We start from the raw sequence: 18,344 nt of genomic DNA on the forward strand, positions 1-18,344 counted from the left end.
CCTCGTGTGCGCTGCGACCTTTCAACCCGCCTTCATGATCGCTTCGGGAACGAGGTCGAGCGGCAGCACCTGGTCCACACCGCCGAGCTTGATCGCCTCGCGCGGCATGCCGAAGACGACGCAGCTGGATTCGTCCTCGGCGATGGTGTGGGCGCCGGCATCGTGCATCTCCTTGAGGCCACGTGCGCCGTCGTCGCCCATGCCGGTCATGATCACGCCGACCGCGTTGCGACCGGCGAATCTGGCGCACGAGCGGAACAGCACATCGACAGAGGGCCGATGGCGATTGATCAGCGGGCCATCGACCACTTCGACGGTGTACTGTGCGCCGCTGCGGGCGAGCATCATGTGCTTGCCGCCGGGGGCGATCAGCGCGCGTCCGGGCATGACGCGGTCGCCGTGGCACGCTTCGCGCACCTCCAGCGCACACAGGCTGTCGAGGCGTTCGGCGAACATCGCGGTGAAGCGCTCGGGCATGTGCTGGACGATGACGATGCCCGGGCATACCGCCGGCAGGCGGGTCAGCACGGCTTCGAGCGCCTGCGTACCGCCGGTGGATGTGCCGATGGCGATGACGCGTTCGGTGGTACGCACCATGCTCGAGCCGCTTCCCAGGCCAGCGCCGATCATGGCGTCGACGCTCAGTTTGGGCGCCACGGTACGCGGCGCGAGCCGGCTCGCGTTGGCCCGTGCGGCGGCCTTCACCGCCTGTACCACGTCGTTGGCGCTGCCTTCGAGAAACTGCTTCACGCCCATTTTGGGTTTCGTGATGATCGCCGCCGCGCCGGCCGCCAGGGCCTGCATGGTTGCGGCAGCGCCATTCTCTGCGAGCGAGGAGCAGATCACCACCGGTGTGGGGCGCTCGGTCATGATCTTCTTCAGGAAGGTCAGGCCGTCCATGCGTGGCATCTCGATGTCGAGCACGATCACGTCCGGCCACTGGCGCTGCATGTGGCCCATGGCAAACAAGGGGTCGGAGGCTGCCGCGATCACCTCGATGCCGCTGTCACGCTCGAGGGCCTGGCGCACGGTCTGGCGCACCACCGCCGAGTCATCGACGATGATGACCTTGATCCGGCTGTTCATCGTCCGTGCCCGCTTCGCGTTGCGCTGCGGTAGCGCTCGAACTGGGCGCGGGCACCCGCGCGGCAGTACAGCGTCGGCCTCAGGGCGCCGAGCTGGTCGGTGATCCCGGTCAGCGTCTCCGAGTGGCCGACGATGAAGACACCGTCCTCGCGCAGGTGGGGGAGCATGTTGGCGATGACCTTGCGCTTGGTGTCGTTGTCGAAGTAAATCATTACGTTGCGCAGGAAGATGACGTCGAACTGGCCGAGGTCGCGGTGGTGAGGTTCGAGCAGGTTGAGATGGCGGAACGTCACCCGCTCGCGTAGCGTGGACATGACGAGAAAGTTTCCGTCCTGGCTGCGAACGCCCTTCAGGCAGTACTTCTTCATCAGCTCGGGAGGAATGCCGCGACCGCGTTCGAGCGGATAGAGCCCGGCTGCGGCGCGTTCGAGCACGGTCAGGCTGATGTCCGAGGCGATCACCTCCCAGGGGGCTGACATGCCCAGGGTTTCGGCCAGCACCATGGCAATGGTATAGGGCTCCTCGCCGCTCGACGACGCACCGCTCCAGACCCTGAGCGGGCGGCCGCGCCGGCTGGCGGCGAAGTCCTGCAGGAAGTCGAAGTGCGCCGCCTCGCGAAAGAAGTAGGTCTCGTTGGTGGTCAGCAGGTCGACCATCAACTGGCGTTCGTCGAGGGCGTCGCCGCTGGTGACGAGCGTGTAATAGGCACCGAAACTGTCGAGGCCGTAGTGGCGCAGGCGTCGTGACAGGCGGCCGGCCACCAGCGCCTTCTTGCTGTCGGCCATGTTGATGCCGGCAAGGCGGTAGATCAGCTTCTGGAACAGGCTGAATTCCTGGTCGGTCAGGCTTTGGTTATCCATGTACGGGTGGAGTCCCGAGCTCAGAACAGTTCGACATTGGACTTGGGCGGTGGACGTCGCAGTGATTCGGCATAGGCCTGCTCGGCCTTGGCGACTTCCTGGGCCGTGGCCATTGTGGTGGTCATGCGCCGGCAGTATGCATCACCTGTCGCCGGCACGAAGAGCAGCTTGCGTGAGCAAGCGCCGAGGAAGTCCGAGGCGATCAGCTCGATGCCTTCGCGATCGAGCCATTCGCGCGCGAAGTCGGCATTGCGCTTGCCGATGCCCGAAGCGGCGATGCCGCTGATGATCGTACCGCCGCCAAACGCCTTCGCCTTGATGCGATGGCGAGCGCCGCCGCGGCCGAGGATGCCGTTGAGCAACACCTCCATCGCGTAGTCTCCGGACAGCAGCGAATCCACGTCGACCGTCCCCTCTCGCTTGCGCATGTTCGGCAGCATGAAATGGTTCATGCCACCGACCCCGACAGCCGGGTCGTACATGCACACGGCAACGCAGGAGCCGAGCAGGGTGGAGATCGGTTTCTGCATTTCGACCGCCCACTCGCCCGGCGCAATGTTCCTCGCCCGGCGCTCGATTTCCTGCGGCGACATGTTGTGCCAGTCGATCATGCGGGACTGTCCTCGGCAGCCTGCAGTCGTGCCAGCCTCAACGCGCCCGACCGCGGTGTGCGCTGACCACCGTGAAGAAGTCCATCAGCTCCTGCAGCTGTCCGGCCTGCCCGCCGAGCTCCTCGGCGGTGGCGGCGAGCTCTTCGGAGGCCGAGGCGTTCTGCTGGGTGGCCTTGTTGAGCTGGCCCATGGCGTTGTTGATCTGGCCGACGCCGGCGGTCTGCTCCTGGCTGGCCGAGGCGATCTCCTGCACGAGGTCGGAGGTCTTGTTGATCGAGGGCACGATCTCGTCGAGCAGCGTACCCGCGCGCTCGGCCAGGTGCACCGAGTTGCCGGCGAGCTGGCCGATCTCCTGGGCGGCGACCTGGCTGCGCTCGGCGAGCTTTCTGACCTCGGCGGCGACCACCGCAAAGCCCTTGCCGTGCTCGCCGGCACGGGCCGCTTCGATGGCGGCGTTGAGCGCGAGCAGGTTGGTCTGGTAGGCGATGTCATCGATGATGCCGATCTTGCCGGCGATGTTCTTCATCGCCTCGACCGTGGATTTGACGGCCTGGCCGCCCTCGCCGGCTTCGGAGGCGGCCTTGGTGGCCATGGCGTCGGTGATCTTGGCGTTTTCCGAGTTCTGGTTGATCGAGGCGCTCATCTGCTCGATCGAAGCCGAGGTTTCCTCGACGCTGGCGGCCTGCTCGGAGGAGGACTGGGACAGGCTCTGAGCGGTGGCCGAGACCTGGCCTGCGGCGTTGGTGAGCGCATCGGCCGCGCCACGGACCTGCTCGATGATCTCGGCGAGCTTGTCCATGGACTCGTTGACCGCGTTCTGCAGCACCTGGAAGTCGCCGGCGTAGTTGTCGGTGATCTTCTGGGTGAGGTCGCCCCCGGAGAGCGCGACCATGACGCGCTTGACCTCGTCGATGGGGGCGATGACCGCATCCAGGGTGGCGTTGACGCCCTGGACGATGCGGGCGTAGTCGCCGTGGTGACGGCTGGCGTCGGCGCGGGTGGACAGGCGGCCCTCGACGGCGGCCTGGGCGAGCATGTTGGCGTCGGTGACGAGCGCATTGACCGCGTCGATGGCGGTGTTGAGGTTGTTCTTGATGGTGTTGAAGTCACCGTTGTAGCTGTCGGTGATGCGGGCAGGGATGGCGCCCTTGGCAATCTGGTCGACGTAGTCGGCGGCCACGTTGAGCGGCCCGATGACGGCGTCGAGCGTGGCATTGACGCCTTGCACGATGCGGGCGTAGTCGCCAGGGTGGCGATCGGCGTCGGCCCGCGTGGCGAGGCGGCCCTCGACGGCGGCGGCAGAGAGCATCGCGGTGTCGTCCATCATCGCGTGCAGGTTTGACTGCACCTCGGCCAGCGCGCCTTCGATCTCGCCGAGTTCGTTGTGGTTGCGCACCGTGACCTTCTCGTCGAGCTGGCCTTGCGCGATGCGATGGGCCGCTTCGGCGTTGCCACGCAGGCCGCGCAACAGGCCGGTCACCTGCAGCCCGAACAGGATGGCGGCGACCAGGACGGCCACCGTCATCGCGACCGACAGCGCCAGTTGCGACGATGAGTCGGCGCGCAGCGCCTGGGCGCGGTCGAGCAGCGTGGACGCGATACGATCTTCCTCGACCTTCAGCAGGTCGATCTTGCGCGTGATCGTGGCGAACCAGGTGGCGGGCTCGACGCCGAACTCGCCGATGTTCATGCGATCGAGCGCGATCTGGCGCATGCGCGCGGTTTCGCGCCCCGCCTCGCTGTCGAGTGCCGATTGCAGGCCGTCGATCCAGCTCTGCGGTGCCATCGAGCGGAAGTTCGAAAGATAGGTGTCCTGCGCGGTCAGGATGGTGATGATGCGCCGATGCAGGGCAACATCGGCGGCAGTGTTGGCGGCGAACAGCCCGTTGATCGATGCACGTTCGCGTCCGGCTTGCTCCTTGGCGAGCACGAACATCAGGTAAGCGTTCATGCCGCGCGACAACTCGACCTCCTCGGCCGAGGAGGCGGCGATGTCGATCACCGCCACCAGGTGTTCGATCGTTCCGGTGTAATAGCTGAATGACTCGGGGCCCGGCAGCGACAGGCTCGTGACGCGCCCACGGGTATCCTGCAGCGCAGCGAGGCGGCCTTGCGCGGACTCCACTGCGGTGACGATGTCGCTGCCCAGCAGGTTTCGATCGGCGCTTGCCAGCCAGGCATCCAGTGCGTTGCGCGCCGTATTCGAGTCCTGATGCTGAGCGGCGAGTTCGGCCTGGAAGCGGCCGCCGCGCGAACCGATGAAGCCCGCCGACAGCCCGCGCTCCTTCTGGAGTTCGTGCACCAGGTTGTTGATCTGCACCGACAGCTGGCTGTACTGGGCGCCGCGCTGCATGGCGTTCTGAGCCTGCCATTGGCGGGCGACATCGGTGAGCGCATAGAACAGCACCGCTGCGATCACGATTGCAAAGAGGAGGAAAAGACGTAGCCGGATCGAGCGCCAGCCGTAGGATTGCGTAGTCATCATGGTCTTCCCGGGGATGGGCATCAGCCCTCTTCCTTGGCGCTGTCGCCGCCCATGCTGGCGAGCATCGTGATCTCCTCGGTCGAGAGCACGCGATCGACATTGAGGATGATGACGAATCGGTTATCCACTTTGCCCATGCCCTGGATGAAGTCGGCCCTGATCTTTGCGCCAAAGCTCGGCGGTGGTTCGATATCGCCGCGTGGAATCTCCAGCACTTCGTTGACAGCGTCCACGATCACCCCGAGGTCCTGGCGGTCGTCACCGTCGCCCAGCTCGACGATGACGATGCAGGTGCGGCGGGAGACGGCAGAGGTCTCGCCGCCGAAGCGAGCAGACAGGTCGATCACCGGCACAACCGCGCCGCGCAGGTTGATCACGCCGCGGATGAAGGCCGGCATCATCGGAATTTCCGTGATGTTGCCGAACTCGATGATCTCCTTGACGTTCAGGATCCCGAGCGCGAACACCTCGCCGCCGAGGCTGAAGGTGAGGTATTGCTGCGGTCCCGCATCGGCGATCGCAGGCATCTTCTGTCTGGTTTGTGTAAGGCTCTGGCTCATGGCCTGGCTCCTGCTGCGTGGCGTGTGCTCAGAATTTCTCGAAATCGCTTTCGCTGAAGCTGACTGACTTGCCGATCTTCAGCCGGCTGTTGGTGCGCGCCGTGTTGCGGCGCGGTGCGCTATCGCTTGCCGTCGGCGCCGGGGACGGAGGACTCACTGCCGCCGCTGGCTTGCGTGCGGGGCTGCGCCTGGATGTCGCGTCGTCGCTGCCGACGCTGAAGAAGCCCATCAGCTCCTGCAGCTGTCCGGCCTGCCCGCCGAGCTCCTCAGCGGTGGCGGCGAGCTCTTCGGAGGCCGAGGCGTTCTGCTGGGTGGCCTTGTTGAGCTGGCCCATGGCGTTGTTGATCTGGCCGACGCCGGCGGTCTGCTCCTGGCTGGCCGAGGCGATCTCCTGCACGAGGTCGGAGGTCTTGTTGATCGAGGGCACGATCTCGTCGAGCAGCGTACCCGCGCGCTCGGCCAGGTGCACCGAGTTGCCGGCGAGCTGGCCGATCTCCTGGGCGGCGACCTGGCTGCGCTCGGCGAGCTTTCTGACCTCGGCGGCGACCACCGCAAAGCCCTTGCCGTGCTCGCCGGCACGGGCCGCTTCGATGGCGGCGTTGAGCGCGAGCAGGTTGGTCTGGTAGGCGATGTCATCGATGATGCCGATCTTGCCGGCGATGTTCTTCATCGCCTCGACCGTGGATTTGACGGCCTGGCCGCCCTCGCCGGCTTCGGAGGCGGCCTTGGTGGCCATGGCGTCGGTGATCTTGGCGTTTTCCGAGTTCTGGTTGATCGAGGCGCTCATCTGCTCGATCGAAGCCGAGGTTTCCTCGACGCTGGCGGCCTGCTCGGAGGAGGACTGGGACAGGCTCTGAGCGGTGGCCGAGACCTGGCCTGCGGCGTTGGTGAGCGCATCGGCCGCGCCACGGACCTGCTCGATGATCTCGGCGAGCTTGTCCATGGACTCGTTGACCGCGTTCTGCAGCACCTGGAAGTCGCCGGCGTAGTTGTCGGTGATCTTCTGGGTGAGGTCGCCCCCGGAGAGTGCGACCATGACGCGCTTGACCTCGTCGATGGGGGCGATGACCGCATCCAGGGTGGCGTTGACGCCCTGGACGATGCGGGCGTAGTCGCCGTGGTGACGGCTGGCGTCGGCGCGGGTGGACAGGCGGCCCTCGACGGCGGCCTGGGCGAGCATGTTGGCGTCGGTGACGAGCGCATTGACCGCGTCGATGGCGGTGTTGAGGTTGTTCTTGATGGTGTTGAAGTCACCGTTGTAGCTGTCGGTGATGCGGGCGGGGATGGCGCCCTTGGCAATCTGGTCGACGTAGTCGGCGGCCACGTTGAGCGGCCCGATGACGGCGTCGAGCGTGGCATTGACGCCGTCGACGATCTTGCGGAAATCGCCCTCGTGGCGGCTGGCGTCGGCGCGGGTGGAGAGCTTGCCGGCGATTGCGGCGTCGGCCAGCATGCTGGCGTCGTCGATCATGCGCTTGACGCTGGTCTGGACGCCGGCCACTGCACGCACCACGCTACCCACCTCGTCCTTGGCGTCGGACTGGAGGTCGAAGGCGAAGTCGCCCCTGGCCATGCGCTCGGCAGCGGCGCTCACCTCGCCCACCGGGCGCGTAATCGAGCGCGTGATGAAGATGGCAAAGCCGATACCGACCAGCAGCGCGGCGATCGCCAGCCCGATCAGTACGGTAACGGAACGCTCGGCGAGCGTCTCGGCATTGCGGCCGGTTTCCTGGGTCAGTGTGGTCTGATAGGCGATGAACCTGTTGAGGGCGTCGAGATAGGCGAGGAAGGCTGGGCGATAGGTTGCCGAGAACATCGTGGCCGCGGCGTCGAAGTCACGCTGCTGGGTCAGCCCCTCGAACTCCTGCTGCAGGCCCATGAAAGCCTGCCGGGTGGTCTTGATGGCTTCCAGCAAGCGCGCGCCTTCAGCGCCATACGTCATGCCGTTGAGCTTTTCCAGGTTCTGAAGCAGCTTGGCGCGTTCTGCGCTTGTTGATTGTGCGAAGTCGCGCAGGTCCTGCTCGCCGCGCATGATCAGCATGTTCCGGTGCAACATCCCGATCAGATTGATCGACGCGATCATCTCGTTCGAGGTCGACAGCTTGACGTTCTTGTCGCTGACGATGTCGGTGATTTCGGCCTGCAGGTTGCTCAGTCGCAGGCTGCCCACGGCCGCGATGGCGACCAGCAGCAGCAGCACGATGGCGAAGCCGATGCCGAGCCGGATGCCGATCTTCAGGTTCTTCATGATGTACTCCAGGAAAAATCGATGCGAGCCAGGTCGCCGTCAGTTGCGGGCTGCCAAGGCGGGTGCGCGCGTGGTGGCGTGGCCGCCGGCGCGTTGCTCCTCGCTCGAAGCGCAGCGCTGAACCAATGCCTGCACGTCGAGGATGAGTGCGACCTCGCCGCTGCCGAGGATGGTTGAGCCGCCAATCCCCTTGATGTGGCGGAAAATGCTGCCGAGCGGCTTGATGACGGTCTGGAATTCGCCCATCAGCTGATCGACCACGATGCCGGACTTGATCCCGGCGTACTGTACGACGACCACGTTCTGACGCGCCGGTGCCTCGCCCGCCATGTCGAACATCTGGCGCAGCCGCACCAGGGGCAGGACTTCGCCGCGCAGGTTGACGTAGTCGCGGGTGAAGCCATCCACCGAGAGCTCGACACACTCGACCACGCTGTCGAGCGGGATGACGTAGGCGGCATCGCCGATGCCGACGAGGAAGCCGTCGATGATCGCCAGCGTGAGCGGCAGGCGGATGGCGAAGCGCGAGCCCTTGCCGATCTCGGAGCTGACCTCGACGCTGCCGCGCAGGCTCTGTATGTTGCGGCGGACGACGTCCATGCCGACGCCACGGCCGGAAATGTTGGTGACCTTCTCGGCGGTGGAAAAGCCGGGCTCGAAGATCAGGTTGTAGATCTCGGCGTCCGACAGGGCCTGGCCAGGCTGGGCGAGTCCGCGCTCGATCGCCTTGGCGAGGATACGGTCGCGGTTGAGGCCGGCGCCATCGTCTGCTACCTCGATGACGATGCTGCCCGAGTCGTGGAAGGCGTTGAGTTCGAGCCGGCCGCGCGCCGGTTTGCCCTTGGCCTCGCGCGCCGCAGGCTGCTCCAGGCCATGGTCCATGGCATTGCGCACCAGATGCATCAGCGGGTCGCCGATCTTCTCGACCATGGATTTGTCGAGCTCGGTTTCACCGCCGCTGATCACCAGCTCGATGTCCTTGCCCATCTCGCGTGCGGTGTCGCGCACGACGCGGTTGAAGCGGTTGAAGGTCTCGCCGATCTGCACCATGCGCAGTTGCAGCGCAGCGTCACGAATACTCTCGACCAGGCGGCTGGTAATGGAGTTGGCTTCGACCAGCTCGCCCAGGCCGCTGCGACTGGCTAGAAGACTGACGCTGGCGCCGGCGATGACGAGCTCGCCGACGAGGTCGATGAGGCGGTCGAGCTTGTCGGCCTGGATGCGGATCAGGCGCGCCTCGGCGACCTTCTTTTCGGCGACCTGCTTCTGCTTGGCGACCGCGGCATCGACCAGTTCGGCCTGGACGACCTTGTGCTCGACGAGGATCTCGCCGATCGGGTGGGGCTCGGCGGGAGCGTCCTGAGCCTCGGCCAGCACGGTTTCGCCATCGTCCGCGTGCTGCAGCCTGAGCCCCTCGTCGAGTTCGGCCTGGGTCAGCGCACCCACCTTCACCAGGATCTCGCCCAGGCGCATCGGGTCTTCGGGCAGGGCGTTTATGTGCGCCAGGTAGTCGTCCAGCCGGCTGTGCGGCGGCAGAATGTGCAGGCTGCAGTCATCACGCACGAAGTCGAAGACGCGCTCGATGGCGGCCTTGTCGGCATTGGACGAGAAGCTGATCTCGAAGCCGAGGTAGCAGGCCTCGGGATCCATGTCCTCCGCGTTCGGCATGGCGTCGGCGATGGTCTCCAGGCGCTCTATGCGCCCGATGCTGCCGAGGTAGCGCAGAAAGGACAGCGGGTCCATGCCGTTCCTCAGCACGTCGGGGCCGAAGCGCAGCGAAATATGCCAGCAATCGGTTTCGACCATGCCGCCACCGCTGCTCTCGATCGGTGGCGGCATGGCGCTTGGCGGCCCCGAGCTCGAGTCGGCCTTCGTCTCCGACAGCCAGTCGCGCTGCAGGCGGGCGAGCAGCCCTTCGCCCTCGGCGGCGAGGTCGGGGTCGGGGCTGCTGGCAGCGGATTCGAGCACGCCGAGCAGATTGCCGATGTGGTCGCCGCAGCCCAGCAGCAGCGCGATGAGGTCTGAGTCGAGCTTGATCTCGCGGTTGCGCAACTTGTCGAGTACGTTCTCGACCACATGGGTGAAGGCGACGATGTAACCGCATTCGATGACCGCGGCGCCCCCCTTGATGGTGTGCGCGCTACGGAAGATCGCGTTCAGGGTGTCGTCGTCGTCGGGGCTGTTCTCGAGTTGCAGCAGGGCCGACTCGAGGGTTGCGAGTTGTTCGCGACTCTCGGTGACGAATACGGTGGTGATCTCGTCCATGGTTCTGCGCGTCCGGAATCAGGCCTGGTTTGCCGGGATAAGCAGCGGATCGCCGAACTCGGCTGCCATGTTGTAGAAATCGAGCACGTCGCGTACTGCCTCGCTGTGCGCGATGATCTGTGCCTCCTTGCCGAGTCGGCGTGCCTCGCGCTTGACCAGCATAAGAAGCTGGAAGCCGGCGGTGTCGATTTCGGCGACGCCGGAGAGGTCGATCTCAAGGCGCTCGGCTGCGTGGTGCAGTGCGTCGATGAGCTGCTGCTTCTGTGCTGCAGCGTGGTAGATGCTCATGTCCTCGGCGATGGCGATGCGATCCCCGGTCTTTTTCTTGCGCGCAGGCATGGTCGTACTCAGAAAAGTTCGATCTTTGGATTTGCTGCCGCTGCGGTACCTGACGATGTCTTGCCGGTGACCTGCTCGTGCGTGTGGCGCTGTTGCTCCATCACGTAACGGCCATAGATCTCTTCCAGGTGCTCCGCGAGCGGGGTGTAGCTGAAGCTGGGGTTGTCGCTCTGATCGAGTCGCTCGGCGAGTACGCCCAGGTGCTGGTCGAGGCGACTGAGCGATTCGGCCGTGTGTTCGATCTGCTGCCGGGTGACGTCCTGGAACTGGACGCTTGCCAGCGCATCCATGAACATTGCTGCAAGCTCGTTGCTGCTCTGGCGCACCGTGTCCATTGCGCTGGATTGATTCTGCAGGATGTCTTCGTAGCTTTGGCCGAGTTCGGCGAGCTGCACGGCGAACTGGCCTAGCGCGTCACGTTCGTCGTCGAGATCGGTGGCGGCCAGTTTTTCCTTGAGCTGGGTCTCGATCGTCGAGGCCACGCCCTGGATGCCAAGGTTGATCGACTGCACGGCATTTTCCGTCTCGGTCGATAGTTTGCGAACCTCGTCGGCAACGACCGTGAAGCCGCGACCGGCTTCGCCCGCCCGCGCTGCCTCGATCGCGGCATTGAGTGCGAGCAGGTTGGTCTGTGCTGCGATGTCCTTGATCAGCTTGGTCAGCGACTCCAGCGAGCGTGCCTCGCGGACCACCTGGGCGACGCGCTCCTGATCCTCCCGGGCTTCCTGGATGCGATGGTCGATGTACTGCTGCATGCGCCGGATGAGCTTCTGGTTGTTGGCGATGCGCGATTCCGAGCTATGCACCCTCTCGGTCGACTCGTTCGACTGTTCGGTGACGAAGGTGTTGAGCCGATTGACCACGTCGTCAATCGTCTGCAGACGCTCGCCGATGTCGTAGGCAGCCTGTTCGGTCTGCTGCACGACGCTGTCGAGTTGCTTGCGCAGCACGTCGCTGAAAGCCGGCACGGCACGTAGCTCGACGGCGATTTCCCGGCAGACCTGGCTGGCTTGTTCGCGGTTGTTCTGCAGCGTGTCGAGGGTGATCTCCTGGCCGAATGCAGCGTCGCGAAAGACGGCGAGCGATACCAGACGCACCCCGAGATAGGCCGCGAAGACGATCAACATTGCGCCGATCGCGTTTCCGAGCGGTTGGGGGATGCCCAGCGCCGGCAGGAAGCTGGCGTTGAACCACTCGTTGAACAGGAACACCGTGACGCCGGCAGCGAGCGCGATGGCGCCCAGCATCACCAGTGAGCGACGCAGGAAGATCGAGGAGTTCATGGTCAGCGCATGACGAGCTTGATCGTATTGAGCAGTTCGTCTGCCGAGGCGGGCTTGACGATCCAGCCGGAAGCGCCTGCCGCCTTGGCCTCCGCCTTCTTGGACTGCTGCGACTCCGTGGTCAGGAACAGGATTGGCATGAAGCGATACGCGGGCAGCTTGCGCACCTCCTTGATGAACTCGATGCCGTTCATGCCCGGCATGTTGAGATCGGTGATCAGCAGGTCTGCCTTGACGCCGCCCTGGAATTTCTTGAGGGCGTCGAGCGCGCTCGGCGCTTTCTCTACCGCGTAGCCAGCCTTGCTCAGGATCCCGGAGATCGACAGCAGGATGGTGGCGGAGTCATCGACGAGGAAGATGGTTTTCATTGTGAGTTAACCGGGTCGGTCTTGATGATGGGGAAGGGCACCGGCATGACATCATCGAGCAGCGCACTGAGCTTTGATCAAGGTCTACAAACCTCGTCCCTACACGGGCTGCTCCGCGAACCATGTCACACTTCGAAGCGAATGTCGTTACTGTAGTCCAATCGTTGGGGATATTAACGGGGGCTTGGCGCGAGGACTTTAGCGCGCGGATGCCTTTGTTGGACCGCTCGGACGGGGACGGAGCAAGGCGGGTGGGTGGCGCCTCTCTTGGATCTTGCCCGACGATAAGTGATAAGCAGCTGTTTAAAATGCGTAATTTCGTGAAACATGGGGCGCATGCCTGGCCGCTCGGGCGTTGAAGGCGTAGAATCTCGCCCCTTGTTCACGCATTGCAGCCCGGAGCGCGCCATGCTCTATCCCACTCGTTTCGATGTCATCGTGGTCGGCGGCGGTCACGCCGGGACCGAGGCTGCGCTTGCCGCAGCGCGCATGGGCGCAGCCACGCTGCTGCTCACCCACAACATCGAGACGCTGGGGGCGATGAGCTGCAACCCCTCGATCGGCGGCATCGGCAAGGGCCACCTGGTCAAGGAGGTCGATGCGCTCGGCGGTGCGATGGCGGCGGCCACCGACGAGGGCGGCATCCAGTTCCGCACCCTCAACGCCTCCAAGGGCCCGGCGGTGCGTGCCACCCGCGCCCAGGCCGACCGCGTGCTGTACAAGGCGGCGATCCGGCGTCGGCTGGAGAACCAGCCCAATCTGTGGCTGTTCCAGCAGGCGGTGGATGATCTCACCGTGGCCGGCGACCGCGTTACCGGCGTGGTCACCCAGATCGGCCTGCGCTTCGAGGCGCCGGCGGTGGTGCTGACCGCAGGGACCTTCCTCAACGGCCTGGTGCACGTCGGGATGCAGAACTACTCGGCCGGGCGCGCGGGCGATCCGCCGGCGATCTCGCTCGGCGCGCGCTTGAAGGAGCTCAAGCTGCCGCAGGGCCGACTCAAGACCGGCACGCCGCCGCGGCTGGATGCGCGCACCATCGACTTCTCGGTGATGAGCATCCAGCCGGGCGACGATCCGGTGCCGGTGTTCAGCTTCCTCGGCAACGCCGCCCAGCACCCGCGTCAGCTGCCGTGCTGGATGACGCAGACCAACGAACGCACGCACGACGTGATCCGCGCCAACCTCGACCGCTCGCCGATGTATTCCGGCGTGATCGAGGGCGTCGGGCCGCGCTATTGCCCGTCGATCGAGGACAAGATCCACCGCTTCGCCGAGAAGGACAGCCACAATATCTTCCTCGAGCCGGAAGGGCTGGAGACGCACGAGATCTACCCCAACGGCATTTCGACCTCGCTGCCCTTCGACGTGCAGCTGCAGATCGTGCGCAGCATCCGCGGCCTGGAGAACGCCCACATCCTGCGCCCCGGCTACGCGATCGAGTACGACTACTTCGATCCGCGCAACCTCAGGTCCAGCCTGGAGACGAAGTCGATCGGCGGGTTGTACTTTGCTGGCCAGATCAACGGCACCACCGGCTACGAGGAGGCCGCTGCGCAAGGCTTGCTCGCCGGTGCCAACGCGGCGCTGCAGGTACAGGGCCGCGAGCCATGGTGTCCGCGTCGCGACGAGGCCTATCTCGGCGTGCTGGTGGACGACCTGATCACCCGCGGCGTTTCCGAGCCCTACCGCATGTTCACCTCGCGTGCCGAGTACCGCTTGAGCCTGCGCGAGGACAATGCCGACCTGCGCCTGACCGAGAAGGGCCGCGAGCTTGGCCTGGTGGATGACGAACGCTGGTCCGCCTTCTGTGCCAAGCGCGAGGCGATCGAGCGCGGCACCGCGCAACTGAAGGCGGCGTGGGCGCGACCGGAGGCGATTCCCGCCGAGGACCAGCAACGCGTGCTCGGCAAGGCGCTCGAGCGCGAGCAGCGCTACTTCGAGTTGCTGCGCCGGCCCGAGACCAGCTACGAGACGCTGATGAGCCTGCCTGGAGCGCCGGAAGAGCGCGAGACCGACGCGCAGGTCATCGAGCAGCTCGAGATTGCAGCCAAGTATCAGGGCTACATCGACCGCCAGCAGGAGGAGGTGGCGAAGCAGGCCCAGGCTGAGGCCACCCGCCTGCCGGTCGAACTCGACTATGCCCAGGTGCGCGGCCTGTCCAAGGAAGTGCAGCAGAAGCTCAACCTGCACAAGCCGGAAACCATCGGCCAGGCCGGCCGCATTCAGGGCGTGACCCCGGCGGCGATCTCGCTGCTGCTGGTGTGGCTCAAGCGCCGCGACCTGGCGGCGCGCACCGGTGTGGCCGCGGACGAGGCGGCGCGGAGGCCTGCGGCATGAGCGGCCGCCTGCAACCCTGGGCGGCACAGCTCAGCGATGGGGTCGCCGCTCTCGGACTTGCCCTGCCGCAGGAAACGGTCGATCGCCTGCTCGCTTTCGGCGAGCTGCTGCTCAAGTGGAACAAGGTCTACAACCTCACAGCGATCCGTAGCCCGCAGGAGGTGATCACCCATCATCTGCTCGATTCGCTGGCGGTGTTGCCGCACCTCGAGCGCGTGAGCAGGCTGGCCGACATCGGTTCCGGTGGCGGGCTGCCGGGCGTGGCACTGGCGATCGTGCGTCCCGGTCTGGTGGTCAGCTCGATCGAGACCGTGGGCAAGAAGGCGAGCTTCCAGCAACAGGCGAAGATCGAGCTTGGGCTGGGCAACTTCAGCGTGCTCAACAAGCGGGTCGAACAGGTGCAGGCCCAAGGCCTGCCCGGCGGTGCGGCCGAAGGCGTGATCTCGCGGGCGTTCTCGAGTCTGGCCGATTTCGTGAACCTTTCGGGCCATCTGCTCGCAGAGGGTGGTGCGTTGTACGCGATGAAGGGCGCCCACCCGGCTGACGAGATCGCTGCGCTGCCCGCCGGGTGGGTGGTGGCGGAGACCCACGCGCTCGTGGTGCCCGGGCTGGATGCCGAGCGTCACCTGCTGGTCATCCGTCGTGCCTGATACTGAGCCCTGAAGAGGGGCGTCTGCTGCGGCGCCGCATTGAAGTACACTCCGGGACTCGCACCCTGCGTGCGGTCCCTGCATACGGAACAGCCTGAACCGACATGGCCAAGATTTTCTGCGTTGCCAACCAGAAGGGCGGGGTGGGCAAAACCACCACCTGCGTCAATCTCGCTGCTGCCCTGCACCAGGCCGGCCAGCGCGTTCTGCTGATCGACCTCGACCCGCAGGGCAACGCGACCATGGGCAGCGGGGTCGACAAGCGCGGCTTGAAGAGCTCGGTCTATCACCTGCTCGTGGGCATGGTAGACCTCGCCGGCGTCCGCGTGCCCTCGCCCACCGGCGGCTACGACGTGCTGCCGGCCAACCGCGACCTCGCCGGTGCCGAGGTCGAGCTGGTCAATCTGGATCAGCGTGAGAAACGCCTGCGCAACGCGCTCGCTGCCTTCGATGCCGACTATGATTTCGTCCTCATCGACTGCCCGCCCTCACTGTCGATGCTCACCCTCAATGGCCTGTGCTGCGCCAACGGCGTCATCATCCCGATGCAGTGCGAGTACTACGCGCTCGAGGGTCTGTCCGACCTGGTCAACACGATCAAGAAGGTGCATGCCAACCTCAATCGCGACCTCAAGATCATCGGCCTGCTGCGGGTGATGTTCGACCCGCGCGTCACCTTGCAGCAACAGGTCTCCGCCCAGCTCGAGGGCCACTTCGGCGACAAGGTGTTCCGAGCCATCGTGCCGCGCAACGTGCGCCTGGCCGAGGCGCCCAGCCACGGCATGCCGGGCGTGGTGTTCGACAGGGCGGCCAAGGGTGCGCAGGCCTACATGGCCTTTGCGCACGAGATGATCGAACGCGCGAAGACCTTCTGAAGACCGGAACCGACATGAACAAACCCAGACTCAAGGGCCTTGGCCGCGGCCTCGATGCGCTGCTCGCAGCCAACCAGGAAGACGAAGCCGACAAGGGCGAGCTGCAGACGCTGCCCACGATCGCGCTGCAGCCGGGCAAGTACCAGCCGCGCACGCGCATGGACCCCGGTTCGCTCGAAGAGCTCGCGGCGTCGATCAAGGCGCAGGGCATCATGCAGCCGATCATGGTGCGCCCGGTAGGCGACGATGCCTACGAGATCATCGCCGGCGAGCGCCGTTGGCGGGCCTCGCAGATTGCCGGCCTCGCCGAAGTGCCCTGCCTGGTGCGCGAGATCCCCGACGAAGCCGCGCTGGCGATGTCGTTGATCGAGAACATCCAGCGCGAGGACCTCAACCCGCTCGAAGAGGCCGGCGGCATCCAGCGCCTGATCGACGAGTTCGCCATGACCCACCAGCAGGCCGCGGATGCGGTCGGCCGCTCGCGTCCGGCGGCGTCGAACCTGTTGCGCCTGCTCAACCTTGCCAAGCCGGTGCAGGAACTGCTGATGGCGGGCGACATCGACATGGGTCATGCGCGCGCATTGCTGCCGCTCGACGGCGCCAGCCAGATCCAGCTCGGCAACCAGGTCGCCGCCCGTCAGCTGTCGGTGCGTGACACCGAGCGCCTGGTGCAGCAGATCCTCAACCCGCGCCAGAAGAAGCCTGCGCCCCAGCCCGACCGCGATCTGCTGCGGCTCGAGGAAGAGGTGTCGGACGCGATTGGCGCGACGGTGAAGATCAAGGCCAACAAGAAGGGTGCCGGCGAGGTCACGATCCGCTTCGGCAGCCTCGACCAGCTCGACGGCCTGCTCGGCCGCCTGCGCTAGGGCGCAGGCGCGTCTGCGCGCTGCGCGGCGGCGATGCCGCGCGCCTCGTCGATCGCTGCGAGCGGCAGCAAGGCCAGCGCAAACAGCAGGATGCAGAACAGCACTGCGCCCTGCAGGCCGAACAGCCACTGCAGCAGGCCGACGCCGAAGATGCCGAAGATCGCCGCCAGCTTGCTGAACAGGCCCCAGAAGCCGAACAGCTCGGCCGCGCGTTGCTCAGGTGCGAACATGCCTACCAGGGCGCGTCCCACCGATTGGCTCGAACCCAGGCTGAGGCCGGACAGCAGCCCGGCGAACAGGAATACCTCCTCGACCTTCAGTTCGATACCGAGTTGCCTGTTGAGGCCTGCGGTCAGCTCGCCGACGAAGTAGATCGCCAGGATGGCTGCAATCCACAGCACGAGGGTGAGCGAATAGGTCAGACGTCCGCCGAGCCGCCCCTGCAGCGCGCCGAACAGCAGCGCCCCCAGCAGGGCGGTGATCTGCACGACGATGAACATCAGGTTGCGCGTGGCCTCGCTCCATCCGATCACCTGGGCGCCGTAGATGAAGGAGAAGGCCACGATCACATAGACCCCGGCCATCGCGAACAGGATGGACATGAACAGCCGACCCAGGTCCGGGAACTGCGATACCGAGCGCAAGGTCGCCAGCAGGCGCGCATAGGCGCCGCGCAGCACCGCCGCGTCGAGCCGGCGATGGTGGCCCACTCGAGGCTCGCGTACCCACAGGAAGGTCGGGATGGCGGCGAGCAGGAAGAAGGCCGCGGCGAAGGGGCCGACCCAGCGCATGCGCTCGAAGTTCTCCGCGCTCACCTCGCCGAGGAAGAGCAGCACGAACCCGGCCGACACCAGCCCGCCCGCATAGCCGAGCGCCCAGCCCAGGCCGGAGATCTTCCCCATCTCGTGGCTGTCGCCGAGGAAAGGCAGGAAGCTGGCGATGAAGGACTCTCCTGCGGAGTAGGCCGTGTTCGAGATCACGATGAGCGCGAACCCCAGCCACACGTATCCCGGGCTGACCAGGTAGAGCATGGCGGTGCTCGCCACGGTGACGAGGTAGCTCGCCAGCAGCATGCGCTTCTTGGCCTGCGCGTGGTCCATCACCGCACCGAGCAGCGGCGCACTCACCACGACCATGGCATAGCTGATGCACAGTGCAAGGCTCCAGAGCAGGTTGCCGAGCCTGTAATCGGGGGCGTCGCCAACGATCACCCGGGTGTACAGGTCGCCGAACACCACCGTGATGATCAGTAGTGTGTAGGCCTGGTTTGCGAAGTCGAACATGCACCAGCCGAAGATCTCCCTGCGACTGGCCTTGCGGGTACGGATCATGATTGTGCGGGGGCTGCGGCTGCAGTGCAGGTGACGGGGGGCGGGCGGCGCGAACTGTCGAAGATCGGTTCATTGCGGCCCCCGCTGGTGATACAACTTCTATAAGATACACGACGCCTCGGGAAGTGCTTGCTGCAATGCAACCGAGGTTTGACTTTACTGCGGTTAACCCCTACCATC

The 18,344-nt window shown here is 65.5% G+C and carries 15 protein-coding genes; 4 read left to right on the plus strand and 11 right to left on the minus strand.

Annotation, left to right across the window (positions count from 1 at the left end; all coding sequences use genetic code 11):
* Window positions 1-21 precede the first annotated feature (21 nt).
* The 10 genes from LQF09_RS01060 to LQF09_RS01105 are packed head-to-tail and all read right to left on the minus strand — an operon-like array spanning window position 22 to window position 12,105.
* Window positions 22-1,086 (minus strand): protein-glutamate methylesterase/protein-glutamine glutaminase, encoded by a 1,065-nt coding sequence (locus LQF09_RS01060; RefSeq protein WP_270068941.1) that lies wholly within the window; start codon window positions 1,084-1,086, stop codon window positions 22-24.
* The gene (locus tag LQF09_RS01065) at window positions 1,083-1,946 is read right to left on the minus strand and encodes a CheR family methyltransferase (protein ID WP_002925470.1); all 864 of its coding nucleotides are present in this window, start codon (window positions 1,944-1,946) and stop codon (window positions 1,083-1,085) included. The genes LQF09_RS01060 and LQF09_RS01065 overlap by 4 nt, the downstream gene beginning before the upstream one ends.
* A 20-nt stretch (window positions 1,947-1,966) precedes the next feature.
* Window positions 1,967-2,557, minus strand: coding sequence for a chemotaxis protein CheD (locus LQF09_RS01070; protein WP_002925469.1), 591 nt, complete (start codon window positions 2,555-2,557; stop codon window positions 1,967-1,969).
* Between the two features lie 37 nt (window positions 2,558-2,594).
* Entirely contained in the window at window positions 2,595-5,063 is a 2,469-nt protein-coding gene (locus LQF09_RS01075; RefSeq protein ID WP_270068942.1) for a methyl-accepting chemotaxis protein, read from the minus strand.
* The gene (locus tag LQF09_RS01080; protein ID WP_002934334.1) at window positions 5,063-5,602 is read right to left on the minus strand and encodes a chemotaxis protein CheW; all 540 of its coding nucleotides are present in this window, start codon (window positions 5,600-5,602) and stop codon (window positions 5,063-5,065) included. Before LQF09_RS01080 ends, LQF09_RS01075 begins: the two co-directional genes overlap by 1 nt.
* Window positions 5,603-5,630: 28 nt before the next feature.
* Window positions 5,631-7,850 (minus strand): methyl-accepting chemotaxis protein, encoded by a 2,220-nt coding sequence (locus LQF09_RS01085; protein WP_270068943.1) that lies wholly within the window; start codon window positions 7,848-7,850, stop codon window positions 5,631-5,633.
* Window positions 7,851-7,889: 39 nt separating this feature from the next.
* Entirely contained in the window at window positions 7,890-10,115 is a 2,226-nt protein-coding gene (locus LQF09_RS01090; protein ID WP_270068944.1) for a chemotaxis protein CheA, read from the minus strand.
* Between the two features lie 18 nt (window positions 10,116-10,133).
* Window positions 10,134-10,454: an STAS domain-containing protein gene (locus tag LQF09_RS01095; protein WP_002925465.1), complete on the minus strand. Its 321-nt coding sequence runs from the start codon at window positions 10,452-10,454 to the stop codon at window positions 10,134-10,136.
* An 8-nt stretch (window positions 10,455-10,462) separates the two neighbouring features.
* Complete coding sequence (locus LQF09_RS01100) at window positions 10,463-11,737, minus strand: methyl-accepting chemotaxis protein (protein ID WP_002925463.1); 1,275 nt, start codon at window positions 11,735-11,737, stop codon at window positions 10,463-10,465.
* Between the two features lie 2 nt (window positions 11,738-11,739).
* A complete protein-coding gene (locus tag LQF09_RS01105; protein WP_002925461.1) occupies window positions 11,740-12,105 on the minus strand; it encodes a response regulator in 366 nt (121 codons plus the stop codon).
* 408 nt (window positions 12,106-12,513) lie between these two features.
* Here LQF09_RS01105 and mnmG point away from each other — a divergent pair, with 408 nt between their 5' ends.
* The 4 genes from mnmG to LQF09_RS01125 all read left to right on the plus strand — a co-directional run bounded on the left by mnmG (window position 12,514) and on the right by LQF09_RS01125 (window position 16,833).
* A complete protein-coding gene (gene mnmG / locus LQF09_RS01110; RefSeq protein ID WP_270068945.1) occupies window positions 12,514-14,442 on the plus strand; it encodes a tRNA uridine-5-carboxymethylaminomethyl(34) synthesis enzyme MnmG in 1,929 nt (642 codons plus the stop codon).
* Complete coding sequence (rsmG, locus tag LQF09_RS01115; protein ID WP_270068946.1) at window positions 14,439-15,092, plus strand: 16S rRNA (guanine(527)-N(7))-methyltransferase RsmG; 654 nt, start codon at window positions 14,439-14,441, stop codon at window positions 15,090-15,092. Before mnmG ends, rsmG begins: the two co-directional genes overlap by 4 nt.
* Before the next feature lie 104 nt (window positions 15,093-15,196).
* Window positions 15,197-15,967, plus strand: coding sequence for a ParA family protein (locus LQF09_RS01120; protein WP_270068947.1), 771 nt, complete (start codon window positions 15,197-15,199; stop codon window positions 15,965-15,967).
* Between the two features lie 14 nt (window positions 15,968-15,981).
* Window positions 15,982-16,833: a ParB/RepB/Spo0J family partition protein gene (locus LQF09_RS01125; protein WP_002925451.1), complete on the plus strand. Its 852-nt coding sequence runs from the start codon at window positions 15,982-15,984 to the stop codon at window positions 16,831-16,833.
* Here the strand turns inward: LQF09_RS01125 and LQF09_RS01130 are convergent.
* A complete protein-coding gene (locus LQF09_RS01130) occupies window positions 16,830-18,164 on the minus strand; it encodes an MFS transporter (protein WP_270068948.1) in 1,335 nt (444 codons plus the stop codon). The genes LQF09_RS01125 and LQF09_RS01130 overlap by 4 nt on opposite strands.
* Window positions 18,165-18,344: the final 180 nt, after the last annotated feature.

It is taken from the genome of Thauera sp. WB-2 (assembly GCF_027594845.1).
GTDB lineage: Bacteria > Pseudomonadota > Gammaproteobacteria > Burkholderiales > Rhodocyclaceae > Thauera > Thauera mechernichensis.

Excerpts from the sequence above, each read along its gene's own strand:
- LQF09_RS01120 (WP_270068947.1), top strand. The coding sequence starts at position 15,197 with ATGGCCAAGATTTTCTGCGTTGCCAACCAGAAGGGCGGGGTGGGCAAA.
- LQF09_RS01080 (WP_002934334.1), bottom strand. The coding sequence starts at position 5,602 with ATGAGCCAGAGCCTTACACAAACCAGACAGAAGATGCCTGCGATCGCC.
- LQF09_RS01060 (WP_270068941.1), bottom strand. The coding sequence starts at position 1,086 with ATGAACAGCCGGATCAAGGTCATCATCGTCGATGACTCGGCGGTGGTG.
- LQF09_RS01085 (WP_270068943.1), bottom strand. The coding sequence starts at position 7,850 with ATGAAGAACCTGAAGATCGGCATCCGGCTCGGCATCGGCTTCGCCATC.
- LQF09_RS01125 (WP_002925451.1), top strand. The coding sequence starts at position 15,982 with ATGAACAAACCCAGACTCAAGGGCCTTGGCCGCGGCCTCGATGCGCTG.
- LQF09_RS01100 (WP_002925463.1), bottom strand. The coding sequence starts at position 11,737 with ATGAACTCCTCGATCTTCCTGCGTCGCTCACTGGTGATGCTGGGCGCC.
- LQF09_RS01075 (WP_270068942.1), bottom strand. The coding sequence starts at position 5,063 with ATGCCCATCCCCGGGAAGACCATGATGACTACGCAATCCTACGGCTGG.
- mnmG (WP_270068945.1), top strand. The coding sequence starts at position 12,514 with ATGCTCTATCCCACTCGTTTCGATGTCATCGTGGTCGGCGGCGGTCAC.
- LQF09_RS01070 (WP_002925469.1), bottom strand. The coding sequence starts at position 2,557 with ATGATCGACTGGCACAACATGTCGCCGCAGGAAATCGAGCGCCGGGCG.
- LQF09_RS01065 (WP_002925470.1), bottom strand. The coding sequence starts at position 1,946 with ATGGATAACCAAAGCCTGACCGACCAGGAATTCAGCCTGTTCCAGAAG.
- LQF09_RS01130 (WP_270068948.1), bottom strand. The coding sequence starts at position 18,164 with ATGATCCGTACCCGCAAGGCCAGTCGCAGGGAGATCTTCGGCTGGTGC.
- LQF09_RS01095 (WP_002925465.1), bottom strand. The coding sequence starts at position 10,454 with ATGCCTGCGCGCAAGAAAAAGACCGGGGATCGCATCGCCATCGCCGAG.
- LQF09_RS01105 (WP_002925461.1), bottom strand. The coding sequence starts at position 12,105 with ATGAAAACCATCTTCCTCGTCGATGACTCCGCCACCATCCTGCTGTCG.
- LQF09_RS01090 (WP_270068944.1), bottom strand. The coding sequence starts at position 10,115 with ATGGACGAGATCACCACCGTATTCGTCACCGAGAGTCGCGAACAACTC.
- rsmG (WP_270068946.1), top strand. The coding sequence starts at position 14,439 with ATGAGCGGCCGCCTGCAACCCTGGGCGGCACAGCTCAGCGATGGGGTC.